Raw genomic sequence first — 16,056 nt, 5'->3', positions numbered from 1 at the left:
ATGCGCGGAGAGATATGTCTCTGTTGGAGAAGGTTCTGTGGGCGTTGCGGCGTCCGGCGGCCGGAACGTCCCCGGCCATGGTGCTGAGCCGACTGGCCATCTGGCGCGTGCGCACCGCGCTGCGCATGGGCGCCACCGTACCGGTCGCGGACGCCTGCATGGGCTTCTGGTGCCCTCCTGAATGGCGAGGCAACGCCAAAATGACATACGTGTGGCGGGACGACTATGAAGTCGAGCTGACCCAACTGCAGCGATGGGTCCGACCCGGGGACGTGGTCGTGGACGTGGGTGCTCATTACGGCAGCTATACGCTCCCTCTGGCCCGGCTCGTCGGCAGCAAGGGGCAGGTATTCGCTGTGGAGCCGGCCGAGCACGCGCGCTCCGTTCTCACCCGGAACATCGGGATTAACCAATTGCGCAATGTGCGCCTTCTGCCCGTGGCGGCGGGGGCCGAATGCGGGCACGCCACCCTGCACCTGCACGACGACCGTTCCCGCGCTTCCCTGCACGTGTCAGGCGAGCCGCGGCCGGACGCTCAGTCTGTGAAAGTGGTCAAGATCGATGACATTGTGCCACCCGAGCACCGGGTTGCCTTCATCAAAATGGACGTCGAGGGTTACGAACCCCAAGCCCTTCGAGGCGCAACAAGGGTTCTCACCCGGGACCGCCCTGTCGTGATCTTCGAGCTCCTGCCTCGACACCCCGACGCCGCCGACTCGGCACGAGGGGCCTGGAACCTGCTCACTGGACACGGCTACCGGATGCACCGTGTCACGAATGAGGGAACAGTGCTTCCCGTGGAAAGCCCCGAACAGCGCTGCGGAGCGTCCTGCAACGTCGTCGCAGTCCACCCGGACGGTTGGAACGATGTCGACATGAACGTCGGTGGGGCCGGAATCACCGCATGACCCTCACCGCCCCCCATATTGATCCGAAACTTCGGCATTAGCCTGATCTGCCACCTTCGGACAGTTGCCCCGTCGGCCGGCGGCATGCGGCCACCTCCCGAGAGCCGGAGCTCCGGCGCGTTGGGCTCTCGGACCCACGCACAGTCCGACGCTCTGGCCGACTGCTGCGCCTCCCGCGCACAGGTGCCCGTCATCGAGGCGTACGCCGGACGGCTTGGCTGCGGGCATAGCGCCGCGCCCGCTCTATTCGGCTGGCATCGGGGAAGGCAACCCTCAGCGACGCAGATCACCGCCCGCGCGACTACAGCACGGCGGCATATCTTGGGTAGTCTCAGACGGACTGCATAAGTTACTGCTTAGTAATCACCGAAGTCCGAAGCTCCGCTGAAGCACACCGCTGAAGCACACCTCGCAGGCCCGAGGAGCCCCCAAATGCAACTCGCCGCGATCATTGTGTCGCTGGTACTCGCCGTGGTCGGCGTGGCACTGTTCGGCCGTGCCATCGCCCAGATCTACCGGTTCGTCCGGCTCGGCCAGGACGTCCCCGCGGGCACCCGCACCGACGATTGGGCCGCTCGCACCGTCACGGTGGTCAGGGAGTTCCTCGGCCACACCCGGATGAACCGGTGGGGAGTGGTCGGCGTCGCGCACTGGTTCGTGGCCGTCGGCTTCTTCTCGCTCGTACTGACCCTGGTGAACGCCCTCGGGCAGCTCTTCCAGGCCGACTGGGTGCTTCCGGTCATCGGGCACTGGCTGCCGTACGAGATGTTCGTCGAGTTCATCGGCACGATGACGACGCTCGGCATCCTCACGCTGATCGTGATCCGCCAGCTGTCGCTGCCGACCCGGGCCGGCCGCAAGTCCCGGTTCGCGGGATCCAACTTCGGCCAGGCCTACTTCGTCGAGGCCGTCATCCTCATCATCGGTCTCGCGATCATGACCCTGCGCGGTCTTGAGGGTGCGCTGGCCGGAGTGCACGGCTACGAGGCGGCGTACTTCGCGTCGTACCCGCTGGTCGCCGCCTTCAAGGGGCTGAGCGTCCCCACGCTGCAGAACCTGATCTACCTCACCGCGATGATCAAGATCGGGACGTCCTTCGTCTGGATGATCACGGTCTCGCTCAAGACGGACATGGGCATCGCCTGGCACCGCTTCCTGGCCTTCCCGAATATCTGGTTCAAGCGGAACGCCAAGGGTGAGACGGCCCTCGGTGCGCTGCTCCCGATGACGTCCGGCGGCAAGCCGATCGACTTCGAGGACCCGGGCGACGACGACGTCTACGGCGTCAGCCAGGTCGAGCACTTCTCCTGGAAGGGCCTGCTGGACTTCTCCACCTGCACCGAGTGCGGCCGCTGCCAGTCGCAGTGCCCCGCGTGGAACACCGGCAAGCCGCTCTCGCCGAAGCTGCTGATCATGTCGCTGCGCGACCACGCGCACGCCAAGGCCCCCTACCTGCTCGCCGGTGGCGGCAAGAGCATGGAGGGCGAGGAGAAGGCGACCGCTGAGCAGCTTGCCGAGGTGCCCGCCGCCGCGCTCGCCGAGGCCGAGCGGCCGCTGATCGGTACCGTCGAGGAGAACGGCGTCATCGACCCGGACGTGCTGTGGTCCTGCACCACCTGCGGTGCGTGCGTGGAGCAGTGCCCGGTGGACATCGAGCACGTCGACCACATCGTCGACATGCGCCGCTACCAGGTGATGATCGAGTCCGCGTTCCCGTCCGAGGCGGGCACGATGCTCAAGAACCTGGAGAAGAAGGGCAACCCCTGGGGGCTCGCGAAGAAGCAGCGTCTCGAGTGGACCAAGGAGGTCGACTTCGAGGTTCCGGTCGTCGGCAAGGACATCGAGGACCTCAGCGAGGTCGACTACCTGTACTGGGTCGGCTGCGCGGGTGCCCTCGAGGACCGGGCGAAGAAGACCACCAAGGCCTTCGCCGAACTGCTGCACATCGCGGGCGTCAAGTTCGCGATCATGGGCGGCGACGAGAAGTGCACCGGTGACTCCGCCCGCCGCCTGGGCAACGAACCGCTCTTCCAGCAGCTCGGCCAGGAGAACGTCGCCATGCTGAACATGGCCTTCGGCGAGGACGACGAGGACGAGTCGACCAAGAAGCCGAAGTCGGCGAAGAAGATCGTCGCCACCTGCCCGCACTGCTTCAACACAATCGCGAACGAGTACCCGCAGCTCGGCGGCGAGTTCGAGGTCATCCACCACACGCAGTTGCTGCAGCACCTCATCGACGAGGGCAAGCTGATCCCCGTGACCCCGGTCGACGGTCTGATCACCTACCACGACCCCTGCTACCTGGGCCGCCACAACAAGGTCTACACGCCGCCGCGCGAGATCATGTCGGCCGTTCCGGGCCTGCGCCAGCAGGAGATGCACCGCCACAAGGAACGCGGCTTCTGCTGCGGCGCCGGCGGTGCCCGGATGTGGATGGAGGAGCGGATCGGCAAGCGCATCAACACCGAGCGCGTCGACGAGGCCCTCTCCCTCAACCCGGACATCGTCTCCACCGCCTGCCCGTTCTGCCTGGTCATGCTGACCGACTCCGTCAACGGCAAGAAGAACGACGGCAAGGCCAAGGAGTCGCTGCAGGTCGTGGACGTCGCTCAGCTGCTGCTCGACTCGGTGAAGACGCCTGTCGACCCGGCCGGTGAGGCGGAGGCGGAGAGCGAGTCAGAGCCGGAGCCCGTCAAGTAACGCTGCGATACGGAGCTATGCGGAGGCCGGTTGTGCGTCGGGCGCACAACCGGCCTCCGTCGTGCTTCTCGCTGTGCGGACGGTGCTGGACCACGCCAGTCGGGTTCTTGGACCGCCCAAACGGCACTCGGGCCGGACGGCATTCAGGGCCGGGGCGAAGTGTCGCGTTCACCGGGTCTCGGAAGTCCGGCCGCAACGGCGATACGCTCACGAAAGCGGGACACTCTGCGCGGAGTCCGCGCCGCCGGGGCGAGCGTGAAGTACTCACACAGCGCCTCCCTGACGAGGGTGTGAGGAAGATTCAGACGTTGCGCCAGCTCGGCAACCATCCCCTGCGGATGTGTCAGTTCCCGCACGACCGTCTGAACGTCAAGCCAGCGTAGATGTGCGCCCGCCTGCATGACGTAGTGGATCAGATCTCGCAGAGGCTGATCCGCAATCCTTGCCCGCTCCCAGTCGACCAGGGCAATCCCCGCGGGAGTTCGGAGGACATTCCAGGGCGCGAAATCCCCGTGCACGATCGGGTCACACCCGACAGTCGTCATGCCGAGCACTTCGGTGATTTCCAGCAGCTCCTTTCGCTCGAGCAGCCCGGCGGGCCGAGAATTCGGCCAGGCCAGGGTCACAACAACGTAGCGCTCCCCTACCAGGCCGGCGAAGAGGAATTTCGGCACGGCGAGAGGGAACCCCGTCCTGGGGATCGCTTGAAGGAATTTCGCTTCGTTGCGCAGTGGGCGGTCATCCGCCCGACCGACCTTCAGGACATAGCGCGGGACTCCCCCCGAGGAAATCGCGGCGATAAACCTGCCCGGCATCGACGAGTGCATGACAGCGGCACCATCGGCATCGATGAAGAACTCGGAGAGGGAGCGCTCCAGGCCGGCCATTGGATTTGCGACCTCGACGCCGATGCCCATGCGCGCGGCTGTCTGGTCGATCAGGGCGGCGACACGGCCGACCGACCGAGACGGACGGTCGATCAGCCGGGCAGCCGCCACAGCGTCCCGTCCGCCCGTGGTCCTCAGTCCGATACGCCGCCCCAGTGGGCCGGCACGCAGAAACCCGCTCCGCCAGGAGCGGCATCGACCGCTGGACAGGCTCATTACACAGCTCTGGCAACGTACAGCTGTTCAACCATCAGCTTCCCGGTGAGCCCTTGCAGACGCGGTCCGGACGCGAGCGAGTCCACCCGCCGGAGCGCCGCGCCGGGAAGATGCCGGTGAAGAGCCGACGGGAACATCGAGAATCCGTACCGACGCTCGATCTGGAACCCTGCCGAAGTGAGCAGAGCGGCGATATCCCGATGCCGCAGCTCGTTGGGTCGTTGCATCCTCGGCTTGGGCACGCGGACAGCAAGCGATCGCATACTGGGAAAGTGGCCGTGATTGTTGATCACAAGCAGGGCGCCGGGCTCGACATGTTCCCTGATTCTGCGCAGGATGGGAATCCTGATGTCCCTAGGTGCATTCAAGAAGAAGCGAAAGACGGTCACGGCATCGTAGGGGCCGGACAATAGGTCGTCCTTGAGCACGCAGCCGGTCCTGATCTGTGATTTCGGACTTCCGACAGCCGCACGCCGGGCCATCTCCGGCGAGATGTCCACGCCGGTCAGCTCGTCCGCCACACATTCAGCCGCGCGCAGGATGCGACCAGTGCCGCATGCGAAATCGAGCAACCGGAGCTGCCCCCGCTTCTCGCGTTCCCTGCGCAGCACGTCTACGACGGTCGGCCTCTCCAGGTTCCAGACATAATCGTCGTAGCTACCGTTCCTGTACAGAAGGGCATAATTTTCGACGCTGCTCTCGTCGACAAACGCGGTGCTGTAGCCGCTCCACCCTGATCGCATCACTTCACGGCCCCATTCATACGGCGGGGGACTTCTGATTGCCGCGGAGAGTCCCGTGGCGAGCCTATTCCGCACGACCGGTCAGGCCCGTGAAGCAGTCCACGCAGGTCACCCGTGTGGTCGTTCAAGCGCGGGATACGCGACCGGCTTCACGCCCCCGCAAGGGCCGTCATTTATCCGGAGTCCGGAGTGCAGATTGTCAATTTTCCTCGAAACGCTCGTCGTCCCGGCCGGGATTGGAGCGTTCACCAACCGTGCCTTCACCCACCGCGGCCCTTACTCCTTCCCGCCAACAAGAGCATCATGAGCGGGTTGTTGTCTCTGGTGCCGATGTGGTCGGGGTGAACGGTGGGCATACGAAGCACGAGAAGCCGGGGAAGAGATGCTGGTCTGCAAGCCGCTGCCGCTGCCGCCTGCTGTGCCCTGTTGCTGACGCTGACGGCCTGCGGCGAGACCGCCCATCAGGGCCCGCCCGCCACGAAGCACCAGCCCGCGACCGCTGCGCCAGACCAGAACACGGGCACCGCGCGCCTGCCCATCCCCCGCGGCAAAGGCAGCCGCGTCGCCGACGACTTCAACGGCGACGGCCATCGCGATCTCGTCCTCAACGACCTGGTGAAGGGTCCGGACGACCTGCACGGCGACGATGCGGGCATCGGGGTCGTGTACGGCGGCGCACGGGGGCAGGGACTCGTGCCCGGTGCGCGTCAGTTGCTGAGCCCGACCGAGTACGCCGCGCCGACCAAGGGGCAGCTGCCAGCTCTCTTCGACGCCGAGGCGTCCTGCGATCTCGACGAGGACGGCTTCACGGATCTCGTGGTCTCCACCGACCCGCCGTACGACGGTCAGGGGCAGCCCCCGGTGCCTTTGCAGCTGATCTTCGGTTCGCCGAAGGGGCTGGCCGGCAGGGCGGTCACCCTGCGCATTCCGGCGCGTGCCCGGTTCGGCAACGACTGGCCCGACCAGCCCGTGTGCGGCGACTTCGACGGGGACGGGGCCATGGACCTCGTCGTGCACGCGTCGGGCAGCCGGATCAGTTATCTGCGGGGGCCCTTCAGCCGTAAGGGCTCCCCCCGTGCCGCGGGCACTCCGCTGGCCGCGCCCGGAAACGTTCCCGTCGGCCCCTCCGTCGACGTCAACCGCGACGGCTACGACGACGTGCTGGTGCGCGCCACCGCCTCCGGCGACTCGGCATCGAGCCTCGTCCTCGGCGGTCCGGCCGGGCCGACCCGGACAGGGGTCGTGTTCCCGGCCGGTTCCTCCGTGGCCTTCGGCCGATTCGGCAAGGGCGGGGGCACGGACGCCGCGATCGGCTCGAGCACGGGGATCGCCCTGCGCTACGACGTGCCGGGCGCGCTGCGCGGGAACCTTTCCGCGCCCGGCACATCCGTCGATTCGGGGGACTTCGACGGTGACGGGCTCAGCGAACTCGTCGTCGTCGCCGACCGGCTGCAGATCTTCAAGGGCCGTACGAAGGGTCTCTCGGCGGCGTCCGCGGCGTCCGCGGTCACCGTGGCACCCGACGCACAGGGCTCCCCCCAACTCCTCGCCGTCGCCGACTTCGACGGCGACAAGCGGGCCGATCTCGTCGTACGGACCTATCGCGGGGAGACGGAGGATACGGTGACCGTGTTTTCGGGGAGGAAGAGCGGGCTGGTCGCGGCGGAGCCGGACGTGACCTTCTCCACCGCCGAGTTCCTGGGGGAATCCGCGTGACGCTGGGGGGATCTGCATGACGTCGAGGCGTTTCGGGAAGCGCAGGGGCGTTGGGCAGTGCGCCGTCGCAGTAGCCCTGTGCTGCGCCATGGCGCTCACCGCCTGCAGCGCGGGCGGTGACGGTGGCAGCGGAGGAGCCGACGCCCGGCAGCCCAACGGCACCCCATCTCCCGGCAAGGCCGCCGCAGACCCGGATCCCGGGGACTTCAACGGCGACGGATACGACGACTACCTCCACGTCGTCACCGCCACCTCCAGCGACCGCAAGCGGTCCAAGACGACGCTGGTCGTCGTGTACGGCTCGAAGAAGGGGCTCAGCCCCGACTGGTCGGTGCGCATCCCCGCGGGCTCGGGCAGCGACGCATGGTTCACCTCTCCGCTGTTCCGCGCCGACCTCGACGGCGACGGCTTCACGGATCTGGTCAGCAGCCGCGGCCCGTCCATATCGGACGGCTCGTCACCGCGGCAGCAGACGTTCGTGATGTACGGCGGGGCGCGCGGGCTGGCCGCGCCCAAGGTGCTCGACGTCCCGCAGGGCACCCGCCCGCTCGCGGTCGCGGACTTCGACGGAGACGGCTCGGCCGATCTGCTGGATGCCGGCACCGGTGGCTCCGCGCCGCCGATGGGTGGCACACCGGCCACCTCCGGGCGTCTGCTCTACGGACCGTTCGGCCGCTCCGGAAAGCCGCAGCGGACCGCCGACCTCGATCTCGGCCAGCACGGTTACGCCGCCCCGGCCACCGCCACCACCGGCGACTTCGACGCCGACGGCCGTGCGGAGGTGGTCCTCACCTACAGCTTCGACTCGGAGGAGGACGAGAGCGCACCTTCCGATCTGCACACGGTCGCCTACTACGAGGGCAGCGGGCAGGGCCTCGTGCGCGACCGCGGGCGGGAGGCCCGTATCACCGGCGCCGTTTCGCTGGCGGACGGTCCCCGCATCCCGGCCACGGGCGACGCGGACGGTGACGGCACCGACGATCTGCTGCTGCCCACTCAGCTGCCCACCGCCCTGGCGGACGGCGACGGCGGAGCGCTCACCATCCTGTACGGCGCCAAGTCCGGTCTCGGCACGGGACGGAAGGCGACCGTCATCGGCGGAGAGCGGCGAGCGAGTTTCGGGTCATCGCCCGCCGTCGGCGACGTCAACGGCGACAAGAGGCCCGACGTCGTGGTGAACACCCCGAGCTTCCGGAGGCACGACGGCCAGGTCACGCTTCTGCCGGGCAGCCCGGCAGGTGTGCCGTCCGCCACGGGCGAGCGGTCCGTCGACGCGCAGACCGAGGGCCTGCCCGGCACCCCGAACCCGGCCCCCTGGAACGCCTTCGACCATGAGCCCCCGCTGCTCGACGTCGACGGCGACGGCCGCTCCGACGTGATCGTCTTCCTGCCGCTGTACGAGAAGCGGCGCGGGGCGTTCATGGTGCTGCGCGGTACGGGCCAGGGCCTCGACCCACGGCACGTCCAGTTCTTCACGCCGGCCGACATCGGCCTCCAGCTCACATTGAAGTAGGCGCGCCTTTCACCGGCCCAGACCCACTCGTGCCCTACACGCTCCCGACGCGCGGTCTCCCTGGCCCGCGGTACACATAGCCGGACGCTTCGGCGCCGGGCTCGGCCGCCGCGCGGATGAGGCCGTGGTCGGGCGACAGTCGGCATGCGGGATCGGTACGGGCGGCATCGCCGGTGAGCGCGTAGGACTGGCAGCGGCAGCCGCCGAAGTCCTCGTCGCGGCGCGGACAACTGCGGCACGGTTCCCGCATCCAGTCGGTGCCGCGGTAGAGGTTGAAGGCGGTGGAGTGCTCCCAGATCCAGGCAAGTGGCTGGTCGGTGGCGTTCGGCGGGTCCAGTCCCGGGACTGTCGCGGCCGCGGGGCAGGGCAGCACGGTGCCGTCGGGAGTGACGGTGAGCGAGACCGTGCCCCAGCCGCCCATGCACGGTTTCGCGACACCCTCGACATAGTCGGGGACGACCCACACCAGCTCGGTACGGCCGGCCAGCCGCTCCCGCCACCGCCGTACCGCCTCCGATGCTCGGGACAACTGGTCGCGGCTCGGCATGAGCGCGGCACGGTTGCGCATGGCCCAGCCGTAGAACTGCGTGTTGGCCAGCTCGATACGGTCCGCGCCCCAGGACAGGCCGAGTTCCACCACGGCGTCGATGGCGTCGAGGTTGTCGCGGTGCAGGACGACGTTGACGCCCAGCGGCAGCCCCGCTTCCCGTACCAGCGCCGCGGCCCGCTCCTTGGCCTCGAACGAGCGGCGTCCGGCGATCCGGTCGGAGGCCGCCGGGTCGGCGTGCTGCACCGACAACTGGACGCTGCGCAGCCCGGCCGCCACGAGCCCCGCCAGGCGTGCCGCATCCAGCGCGAGCCCGCTGGTGACCAGCTGGGTGTGGACTCCGGCCGACTCAGCGGCCGACACGATGGCCTCCAGGTCCGCCCGCAGCAGCGGTTCCCCGCCGGACAGATGCGTCTGCACCACGCCCAGATCCCCGGCCTGCCGCATGACGTCCTGCCACTGGGCCGTGGTCAGCTCCCGCGAGCGGCGGGTCAGCTCCAGAGGATTGGAGCAGTACGGGCAGTGCAGCGGGCATGCGTGGGTCAGCTCGGCGAGGAGTGCCCAAGGGGGCGGCACGCCGGTCATCCGAGCCAGCCCTCGGCGCGCAGCCGCTGCAGGAAAGCGGGGACGTCTGTGGCCACCGGGGCTCCGGGGAAGCGCGCCGCCAGTTCGCCGACGATCCCGCGGACGTCGCGCTCACCGTCGCAGAGGGCGAGGACGGCGGCGGCACGTCCGGACAGGACCACCACCCGCTCCGGCATCACCAGCAGGTCGACTCCGCGTACGCGGTCGTGCCGCAGCACGATCGCCGGGGCGAGCCTGGGGCGCCACTGCTCCTCCGCGCTCCGGGCCGAAGGCGTCGTCGCCGAAGATGTCGTCGCCGAAGATGTCGTCGCCGAAGATGTCGTCGCCGAAGGTGTCGTCATCGGAGATCCCCCGGCTGAGCGTGGTCGACGGCGTCCAGCAACGACCACAGCACGTCGCATTTGAATGCGAGCGCAGCCACCGCCCGTTCCTGCTCCTCCCTGGTGCGCGCCCACCGGAGGACCAGGGCCAGCGCCTCGCCGCTGTCCCGTCGGCCCTGCTGGACGCGTTCCCGGAAATAGGCCAGTCCGCCGACGTCGATCCACGGGTAGTGCTGTTCGAAGGCAGCGATGCGCCGCCGCATGAGGTCCGGGGCGGACAGCTCGGTGAGCGACGCCGCGACGGCGTCCAGCCTGGGCCGCAGCCGGCAGAAGTTGACGTAACCCTCGACCGCGAGCCGGACCCCCGGGAGCACGCCCCGGCCGGAGAGGAGATCAGCCCGGTCCAGACCGGCCGCCTCACCCAGCCGCAGCCACCGCTCGATGCCGCCCTCGTCGCCCTCGCGTCCGTCGTGGTCCTCGATACGGCGCAGCCATGTGCGGCGGAGTTCCGGTGAGTCGAACTTGGCGGTGATCAGGGCGTCCTTGACCGGGATGCACTGCTGGTAGTGGAAGCGGTTGGTGATCCAGCGCCGTACTTCCTCGGGGGTCAGCGTGCCTTCGTGCATCCGCACGTTGAACCGATGGCGGTCGTGGTAGCGCTGCTCGGCCACGGCCCGCAGACGTTCCTCGAACTCCGCGGTCGCCCAGGGTCGTTCCGTCTCCGCTCCCGTCTCCGCTCCCGTCTCCGTTTCCGCTTCCACTTCCGCGACAGTCACAGCACGATCTCCATTCCGTCGGCGGCCACCTCGATGCCCAGCCGGGCCAGCGCCTTGTGCTGGGGCGCGGCGGGGTCGACAAGGGGATTCGTGTTGTTGAGGTGCGTGTACAGGCAGCGCGCCGGCAAGGAGGCGAGCCGCCGTGCCGTGCCCTGCGGCCCGTCGATCGGCAGATGCCCCATGGCGGTCGCGGTACGGGCCGAGAACCCCGAGCGGCGGGGCTCGTCGTCGTCCCAGAAGGTGCCGTCGAGGATGACGCAGTCGGCCTCGGCGACTGCTTCCTCGAGGGCTTCCGGCCAGGCGCCGAGCGCCGGCGCGTAGACGGCGGTACGGCCGGTCGAGCGATCAGTGAGCCTGAGCGCCGTCACCCAGCGGCCGCTGCCACCGGACTCCGCCGTGTCCGTCGCGGCGTAGCGAGGCCGCTTGCCGGAGACGGGGATGGCACTGACGTGAACCGTCGAGCGCGTGCCGAGTGGCTCGGCAGCCCCGCGGCCGCGCACGCCGCCCCCGCCGCGAAGGCCGCTCCCGCCGCCAACAGGCAGCTCACGCCAGGTCAGTTCGGTGTACGGGGCGAGGAGGTCCCCCAGATGCTGCCGCTCCAGGACCGCATCCCGCACGGCTTCGGTGGCGAGCAACTCGAGCCGCTCGGCTTCCCGCAGCCGGGCGATGCCGAGGGTGTGGTCGAGTTCGGCGTCGGTCAGCACGACGCCGGCCAGCGGCGTGCGGCGCCGCTCGGGGCCGGGGTGCAGCTCGGGGCAGCCCTCGATCTGGTCCGCGATGTCGGGGGTCGCGTTGACCACGTACCAGCGGCCCTCGCTCGCTTCGACGGCGAGCGAGGCATGGCGACGGCGGCGCCGCGGGTCCCCGCGCGCGCCGGAGCATTCCCGGCAGGCGCAGTTCCACTGCGGTACGCCGCCGCCGGCCGCGGTGCCCAGCACCTTGAGCAGCATGTCCGTGGAGGCGTTACCGGGTGGCCAGGGAGTAGGCCGTGACTTCGAGCGCGGTCTCCACGACCACGTACTCGGGCGTCTGCCAGCCCTCGCTGTTCAGGGTCCCTTCGGAACGAGAAACCCGGTCGGGTCCGGTCGTCGGTTCCATGGCTTCTGTCGTCATGCGTGTGTCCTGCCCTTCGGATGTCGATGGGGCGTCCTTCATCGCAGCATCCTCAGTCGCCGATGCCTGGGCAACCGGGCGGGGCGTTTCGAGTGACCCGCCGGACCTGCCTGAATAACCGACAGTCATCGCGGCCCTACTCTCCGGATCAAGGAACGCCAAGCCTTGGAGGATACGCAGTGTCCACTCTCATGTCTCGCCGAAGAACTTCTGAGAGAAGAAGGACCACTGGGAGAAGGCCGCTTCGCGCGGGCGCCGTCGGAGTCATGGTCGCCTCGATGCTCATGGGGTTCGCCGCCCCCGGCAGCGGAGCGGCCGCACCGCCCGGAGACCATGCGAGGACGCAACCCGTTCACGTCCGCCACGTCTCCGCCGGGTGGACCACACCCTGGGGCCTCAGCTGGCTGCCGGACAGGACCGCGCTGATCAGCGAGCGGAACTCGTTCAGGATCTACAGACTGGACCAGGCCGGTGCGAAGAGACTCGTGGGCACCGTGCCGCAGACGGTGCCCAATGTGATCAACGAGGGCGTCCTGGGCATCGCCGTGTCGCCCACCTGGGCCAGGGACCACTACATCTACGTGATGCACACAGCCAGCGAGGGCAACCGGATCGCGCGTATGACGTACAACGGTTCCACTCTCAGCGGCTACACCATCCTCCTCCGGGGCATCAAGAAGGACCCGCACCACAATGGCGGCCGTCTGAAGTTCGGCCCCGACGGGTTCCTCTACGCCGCGACCGGGGACGCCAACCAGACGACGCTCCCGCAGAACATCCACTCTCCCAACGGGAAGATCCTGCGGATGACCGCCTCCGGCGCGTGGGCCCCCGGCAATCCGTTCAACAACTACGTCTATTCCTACGGCCACCGCAATCCACAGGGCCTGACGTGGGATGCGCAGGGCCGACTGTGGGAGGCCGAGTTCGGCCCGAACCGGAACGACGAAGTCAACCTGATCGAGCCCGGTAAGAACTACGGCTGGCCCAGATGCGCGGGCCCCTGCACGATCAGCGGGATGACCAACCCCAAGGTGTACTGGCCGTCCACGGCGGACGCCTCACCGAGCGGCCTCGCCTACGCCGACGGCAATCTGTACGTGGGGGCCTTGCGCGGGCAACGCCTGTGGCGCGTTCCCGTCAACGGCACGACGGTGGGCACACCGGTGGCGTACTACAGAAACGTGTACGGCCGACTGCGCACCGTTGAGAAGGTTCCGGGCAGAAACGCGGTGTGGGTGCTGACGAGCAACGCCGACAAGGTCGCCAACAAGCCTGCCGGTTCGGACCGCGTCATCGAGGTGCAGTTGGGCTAAGAGGTGCAGTCGAAGTAACCGGCCGGCTGAGCCCGGGCCGCTCTCCGTCCATCGCCCATCAGGCCCCGAGCAGTTCATGCATGTTCATGCAGGCGCTCGGCTGGGATCCCCCAGCCGAGCGCCTTTGCGTGGCGGCTCCACCGAGCGAGACCGGCGAGATCGGCGGCACATGACGTACGGCGGGCAGCTCGGGACGTAGCCGGTTGGGGGCGGCGGACGCTCCTGCGCCCCAACAATCCCACGAGCCCAAAAAGTTTCATGAGCCACGTACAACCCTTCGGCCCCACTGAGAGTCTCCTGTTCGCCAACCGCCACCGCGAACCCGGCGCCGACTCCCGGCGAATTCCCGGCAAACGCGGGCGGAACGCACCCCATTGACTGCGGATGCCGCGCACGGCATCCCCGCATGCAGCAGGAGAAACCGCATGCACAAAAACCTGCGACTCGCCTTCGCGACGGCCGCCGCGGCCACGCTGACGGGCGGGCTGCTCACCTTCTCGGCCGTTTCGGCCACGGCCGCGGACTCCACGACCGTTCCGCAGGCCGACTTCAACGGCGACGGCATCGGCGATGTCGCCTTCTCGGCTTCCGGCGCCTATGTGAGCGGCAAGAAGGCCGCCGGCCAGCTCGTCGTCCTGTACGGCACCTCGACCGGCGTCTCCTCCGCCAAGCGCACCGTGCTCAGCCAGAACAGCGCCGGGGTCCCCGGCACTTCGGAGGCCGGCGACTTCTTCAGCAGCGAGACCGCCTACGGCGACTTCAACGGCGACGGCTACGACGACATCGCAGTGGCCGCGGCCCGCGAGGACGTCGACGGCGACACCGACGGCGGCACCCTCGCCGTGCTCTGGGGCTCGGCCTCGGGCATCACCGGCGCCGGCGTCACCATCAAGGACCCGGCCGTCTCGTCGCACGACTTCTGGGGCAAGAACCTGGCCGCGGGCGACTTCGACGGCGACGGCACGGACGACCTCGCCGTCGGCAACTCCTCCAGCACCATCTACGTCTACAAGGGCGGCATAACCACGTCCGGCACCGCCGTCGCCGGCCGCTACACCATCAAGCCCCCGATCATGTCCGGCGGGGACGCCCGCGGCCCGTTGAACCTCACCGCCGGTGACGTCAACGGCGACGGCCGTACCGACCTGGTGGTCGACGGCTTCGAGACGGACACCGACTGGGGCTGGAACACCAACTACTACGTGCCGGGCACCGCGAGCGGCCTCGACGTCTCGTCGGCGCAGGCCCTCAGGTCCGGGGTGATCACCGCCATCGGCGACGTCAACGGCGACGGCTTCGGCGACATCGTCAGCGGTGCCCAGTGGAACAACACCACGGACGACGGAACGACCATCCCGGACTCCGCCCTGGGCGGCAGGGTAAGCGTCACCTACGGCTCCGCCGACGGCCCCGCCTCCACCACCACCATCACCCAGAACACCGGCAACGTGCCCGGCTCCTCGGAGAAGAACGACTCCTTCGGTTACGAGCTCGACCTCGGTGACATCAACGGCGACTCCTACCAGGACATCGTCATCAGCGCCGCGGGAGAGAACCTGAACGGCGTCGTGGACACCGGCGCCGTCACCGTCCTGTACGGCTCCGCGAGCGGTCTCAACACCACCTCGGGCTCGCAGTACTTCGCGCAGAGCACCGCGGGCGTGCCCGGCACCGACGAGAAGTACGACAACTTCGGTCTGGACACCAAGCTCGACGACGTCACCGGCGACGGCAAGGCCGACCTGCTGGTCGGCTCGTGGGAGAACTCCGGCAACGGCGCGGTGACGTACCTGCCGTCCGACGGCACGAAGATCACCACGACCGGCGCCCGCTCCGTCTCGCCGAGCGCGTCCGGCGTCTCGACGACCGGCGCGCCGAACTTCGGCGCCAACTTCGCTGACTGAGCCGTTCGTTCCCCCCTCCTGCTGATTCGGGCCCGCCCTCCGTTCCCCGGGGTGCGGGCCCGACCCCATGGATCAGCACCGGTACGAACCGGCCGAGTGCCCCCATACCTCACTCGATTTCCCCCCACTTCAGGAGACACATGAGCACAAGGCATCCACTCCGCACGGCCTTGGTGGCCGCGACGGCGGTCGCCCTCGCCGGCGGACTGCTCACCCTGACGGAGGCAACGGCAGGCGCCGCGGCCTCCGGCACGCTCACCGACTTCAACGGCGATGGCATCGGCGACCTCGCGGTGTCCGCCCCGCATGCCACGGTCAGCTCCCAGAGCAACGCCGGAGCCGTCGTCGTGACGTACGGAACCACCAGCGGACTTTCCTCCACCAAGAAGAAGGTGATCACCCAGGCGACCTCCGGGGTTCCGGGCGCGCCGGAGACGGACGACGCGTTCGGCACCGCGACGGCGGTCGGCGACTTCGACGACGACGGCAAGGCGGATCTCTCCGTCGGCGCCCCGGGGGAGAACAACTACGACGGCGCGGTGTGGTCGCTGCGGGGCAGCGCCTCGGGGATCACGACCACGGGCTCCGTCTCCTACGGCGCGGGCACGCTCGGCGTGCCGACGACGGGTCAGCCGCAGCTCGGGTCGTCGATCACCGGCTGAGCCGAGTCGTTCATACGTGACGTATGAACGCCACCAACGCCTCACGGCGCCTGGCGCAAGCGCGGCTCGTCCCTGAGGCCACGAGGAAACCGACGGACTGGCCGCCGTCGACGAGGAGGCGGGGCCTTCCCGGCCTCCCGTTGCGGGCAC

14 protein-coding genes are annotated in these 16,056 nt (G+C 68.8%); 7 read left to right on the top strand and 7 right to left on the bottom strand.

Annotated features, from left to right (window positions below; translation table 11 throughout):
* The first annotated feature begins 14 nt into the window (after positions 1-14).
* On the top strand, positions 15-908 hold the full coding sequence (locus ABT009_RS10575) for an FkbM family methyltransferase (RefSeq protein WP_351291742.1): 894 nt from the start codon (positions 15-17) through the stop codon (positions 906-908).
* A 432-nt stretch (positions 909-1,340) separates the two neighbouring features.
* Positions 1,341-3,608: a (Fe-S)-binding protein gene (locus ABT009_RS10570; RefSeq protein WP_351291740.1), complete on the top strand. Its 2,268-nt coding sequence runs from the start codon at positions 1,341-1,343 to the stop codon at positions 3,606-3,608.
* 143 nt (positions 3,609-3,751) lie between these two features.
* On the opposite strand, the gene ABT009_RS10565 is transcribed toward ABT009_RS10570, so the two are convergent.
* Together ABT009_RS10565 and ABT009_RS10560 are read right to left on the bottom strand one after the other, a co-directional pair.
* Positions 3,752-4,525: a phosphotransferase gene (locus ABT009_RS10565; RefSeq protein WP_351291738.1), complete on the bottom strand. Its 774-nt coding sequence runs from the start codon at positions 4,523-4,525 to the stop codon at positions 3,752-3,754.
* A gap of 185 nt (positions 4,526-4,710) precedes the next feature.
* Positions 4,711-5,454: a class I SAM-dependent methyltransferase gene (locus tag ABT009_RS10560; protein WP_351292181.1), complete on the bottom strand. Its 744-nt coding sequence runs from the start codon at positions 5,452-5,454 to the stop codon at positions 4,711-4,713.
* A 348-nt stretch (positions 5,455-5,802) separates the two neighbouring features.
* Here ABT009_RS10560 and ABT009_RS10555 point away from each other — a divergent pair, with 348 nt between their 5' ends.
* Both ABT009_RS10555 and ABT009_RS10550 read left to right on the top strand, forming a co-directional pair.
* Positions 5,803-7,170 (top strand): FG-GAP repeat domain-containing protein, encoded by a 1,368-nt coding sequence (locus ABT009_RS10555; RefSeq protein WP_351291736.1) that lies wholly within the window; start codon positions 5,803-5,805, stop codon positions 7,168-7,170.
* A gap of 16 nt (positions 7,171-7,186) precedes the next feature.
* Positions 7,187-8,683, top strand: coding sequence for an FG-GAP-like repeat-containing protein (locus ABT009_RS10550; protein ID WP_351291734.1), 1,497 nt, complete (start codon positions 7,187-7,189; stop codon positions 8,681-8,683).
* A gap of 34 nt (positions 8,684-8,717) precedes the next feature.
* Here the strand turns inward: ABT009_RS10550 and pqqE are convergent, their stop codons facing one another.
* From pqqE to pqqA, 5 genes are all read right to left on the bottom strand, one after another.
* The gene (pqqE, locus tag ABT009_RS10545) at positions 8,718-9,815 is read right to left on the bottom strand and encodes a pyrroloquinoline quinone biosynthesis protein PqqE (protein ID WP_351291732.1); all 1,098 of its coding nucleotides are present in this window, start codon (positions 9,813-9,815) and stop codon (positions 8,718-8,720) included.
* Positions 9,812-10,156, bottom strand: a complete 345-nt coding sequence (pqqD, locus tag ABT009_RS10540) for a pyrroloquinoline quinone biosynthesis peptide chaperone PqqD (protein WP_351291730.1) — start codon at positions 10,154-10,156, stop codon at positions 9,812-9,814. Before pqqD ends, pqqE begins: the two co-directional genes overlap by 4 nt.
* Positions 10,153-10,815 (bottom strand): pyrroloquinoline-quinone synthase PqqC, encoded by a 663-nt coding sequence (pqqC, locus tag ABT009_RS10535; protein WP_502989854.1) that lies wholly within the window; start codon positions 10,813-10,815, stop codon positions 10,153-10,155. The genes pqqD and pqqC overlap by 4 nt, the downstream gene beginning before the upstream one ends.
* Positions 10,816-10,907: 92 nt before the next feature.
* Complete coding sequence (gene pqqB, locus ABT009_RS10530) at positions 10,908-11,861, bottom strand: pyrroloquinoline quinone biosynthesis protein PqqB (protein WP_351291728.1); 954 nt, start codon at positions 11,859-11,861, stop codon at positions 10,908-10,910.
* 13 nt (positions 11,862-11,874) lie between these two features.
* Complete coding sequence (gene pqqA, locus ABT009_RS10525) at positions 11,875-12,009, bottom strand: pyrroloquinoline quinone precursor peptide PqqA (RefSeq protein ID WP_181863184.1); 135 nt, start codon at positions 12,007-12,009, stop codon at positions 11,875-11,877.
* Positions 12,010-12,290: 281 nt separating this feature from the next.
* On the opposite strand from pqqA, the gene ABT009_RS10520 reads away from it, so the two are divergent.
* The 3 genes from ABT009_RS10520 to ABT009_RS10510 all read left to right on the top strand — a co-directional run bounded on the left by ABT009_RS10520 (position 12,291) and on the right by ABT009_RS10510 (position 15,906).
* Positions 12,291-13,340 (top strand): PQQ-dependent sugar dehydrogenase, encoded by a 1,050-nt coding sequence (locus tag ABT009_RS10520; RefSeq protein WP_351291726.1) that lies wholly within the window; start codon positions 12,291-12,293, stop codon positions 13,338-13,340.
* A 425-nt stretch (positions 13,341-13,765) separates the two neighbouring features.
* Entirely contained in the window at positions 13,766-15,244 is a 1,479-nt protein-coding gene (locus tag ABT009_RS10515; protein WP_351291724.1) for an FG-GAP-like repeat-containing protein, read from the top strand.
* Between the two features lie 140 nt (positions 15,245-15,384).
* Positions 15,385-15,906, top strand: a complete 522-nt coding sequence (locus ABT009_RS10510) for a hypothetical protein (protein ID WP_351291722.1) — start codon at positions 15,385-15,387, stop codon at positions 15,904-15,906.
* The last annotated feature ends 150 nt before the right edge of the window (positions 15,907-16,056 follow it).

This window comes from Streptomyces sp. NPDC002896 (assembly GCF_040295225.1).
Classification (GTDB): Bacteria; Actinomycetota; Actinomycetes; order Streptomycetales; family Streptomycetaceae; genus Streptomyces.
Note: the sequence above shows the minus strand (reverse complement) of the source record. Positions and strands in the feature narration are given on the sequence as shown.

What these genes read in the sequence shown, in the direction of transcription:
- ABT009_RS10575 (WP_351291742.1), top strand. Translation starts at nt 15, where the DNA reads ATGTCTCTGTTGGAGAAGGTTCTGTGGGCGTTGCGGCGTCCGGCGGCC.
- ABT009_RS10570 (WP_351291740.1), top strand. Translation starts at nt 1,341, where the DNA reads ATGCAACTCGCCGCGATCATTGTGTCGCTGGTACTCGCCGTGGTCGGC.
- ABT009_RS10565 (WP_351291738.1), bottom strand. Translation starts at nt 4,525, where the DNA reads ATGGGCATCGGCGTCGAGGTCGCAAATCCAATGGCCGGCCTGGAGCGC.
- ABT009_RS10560 (WP_351292181.1), bottom strand. Translation starts at nt 5,454, where the DNA reads ATGCGATCAGGGTGGAGCGGCTACAGCACCGCGTTTGTCGACGAGAGC.
- ABT009_RS10550 (WP_351291734.1), top strand. Translation starts at nt 7,187, where the DNA reads ATGACGTCGAGGCGTTTCGGGAAGCGCAGGGGCGTTGGGCAGTGCGCC.
- pqqE (WP_351291732.1), bottom strand. Translation starts at nt 9,815, where the DNA reads ATGACCGGCGTGCCGCCCCCTTGGGCACTCCTCGCCGAGCTGACCCAC.
- pqqD (WP_351291730.1), bottom strand. Translation starts at nt 10,156, where the DNA reads ATGACGACACCTTCGGCGACGACATCTTCGGCGACGACATCTTCGGCG.
- pqqB (WP_351291728.1), bottom strand. Translation starts at nt 11,861, where the DNA reads ATGCTGCTCAAGGTGCTGGGCACCGCGGCCGGCGGCGGCGTACCGCAG.
- pqqA (WP_181863184.1), bottom strand. Translation starts at nt 12,009, where the DNA reads ATGGAACCGACGACCGGACCCGACCGGGTTTCTCGTTCCGAAGGGACC.
- ABT009_RS10520 (WP_351291726.1), top strand. Translation starts at nt 12,291, where the DNA reads ATGGTCGCCTCGATGCTCATGGGGTTCGCCGCCCCCGGCAGCGGAGCG.
- ABT009_RS10515 (WP_351291724.1), top strand. Translation starts at nt 13,766, where the DNA reads ATGCACAAAAACCTGCGACTCGCCTTCGCGACGGCCGCCGCGGCCACG.
- ABT009_RS10510 (WP_351291722.1), top strand. Translation starts at nt 15,385, where the DNA reads ATGAGCACAAGGCATCCACTCCGCACGGCCTTGGTGGCCGCGACGGCG.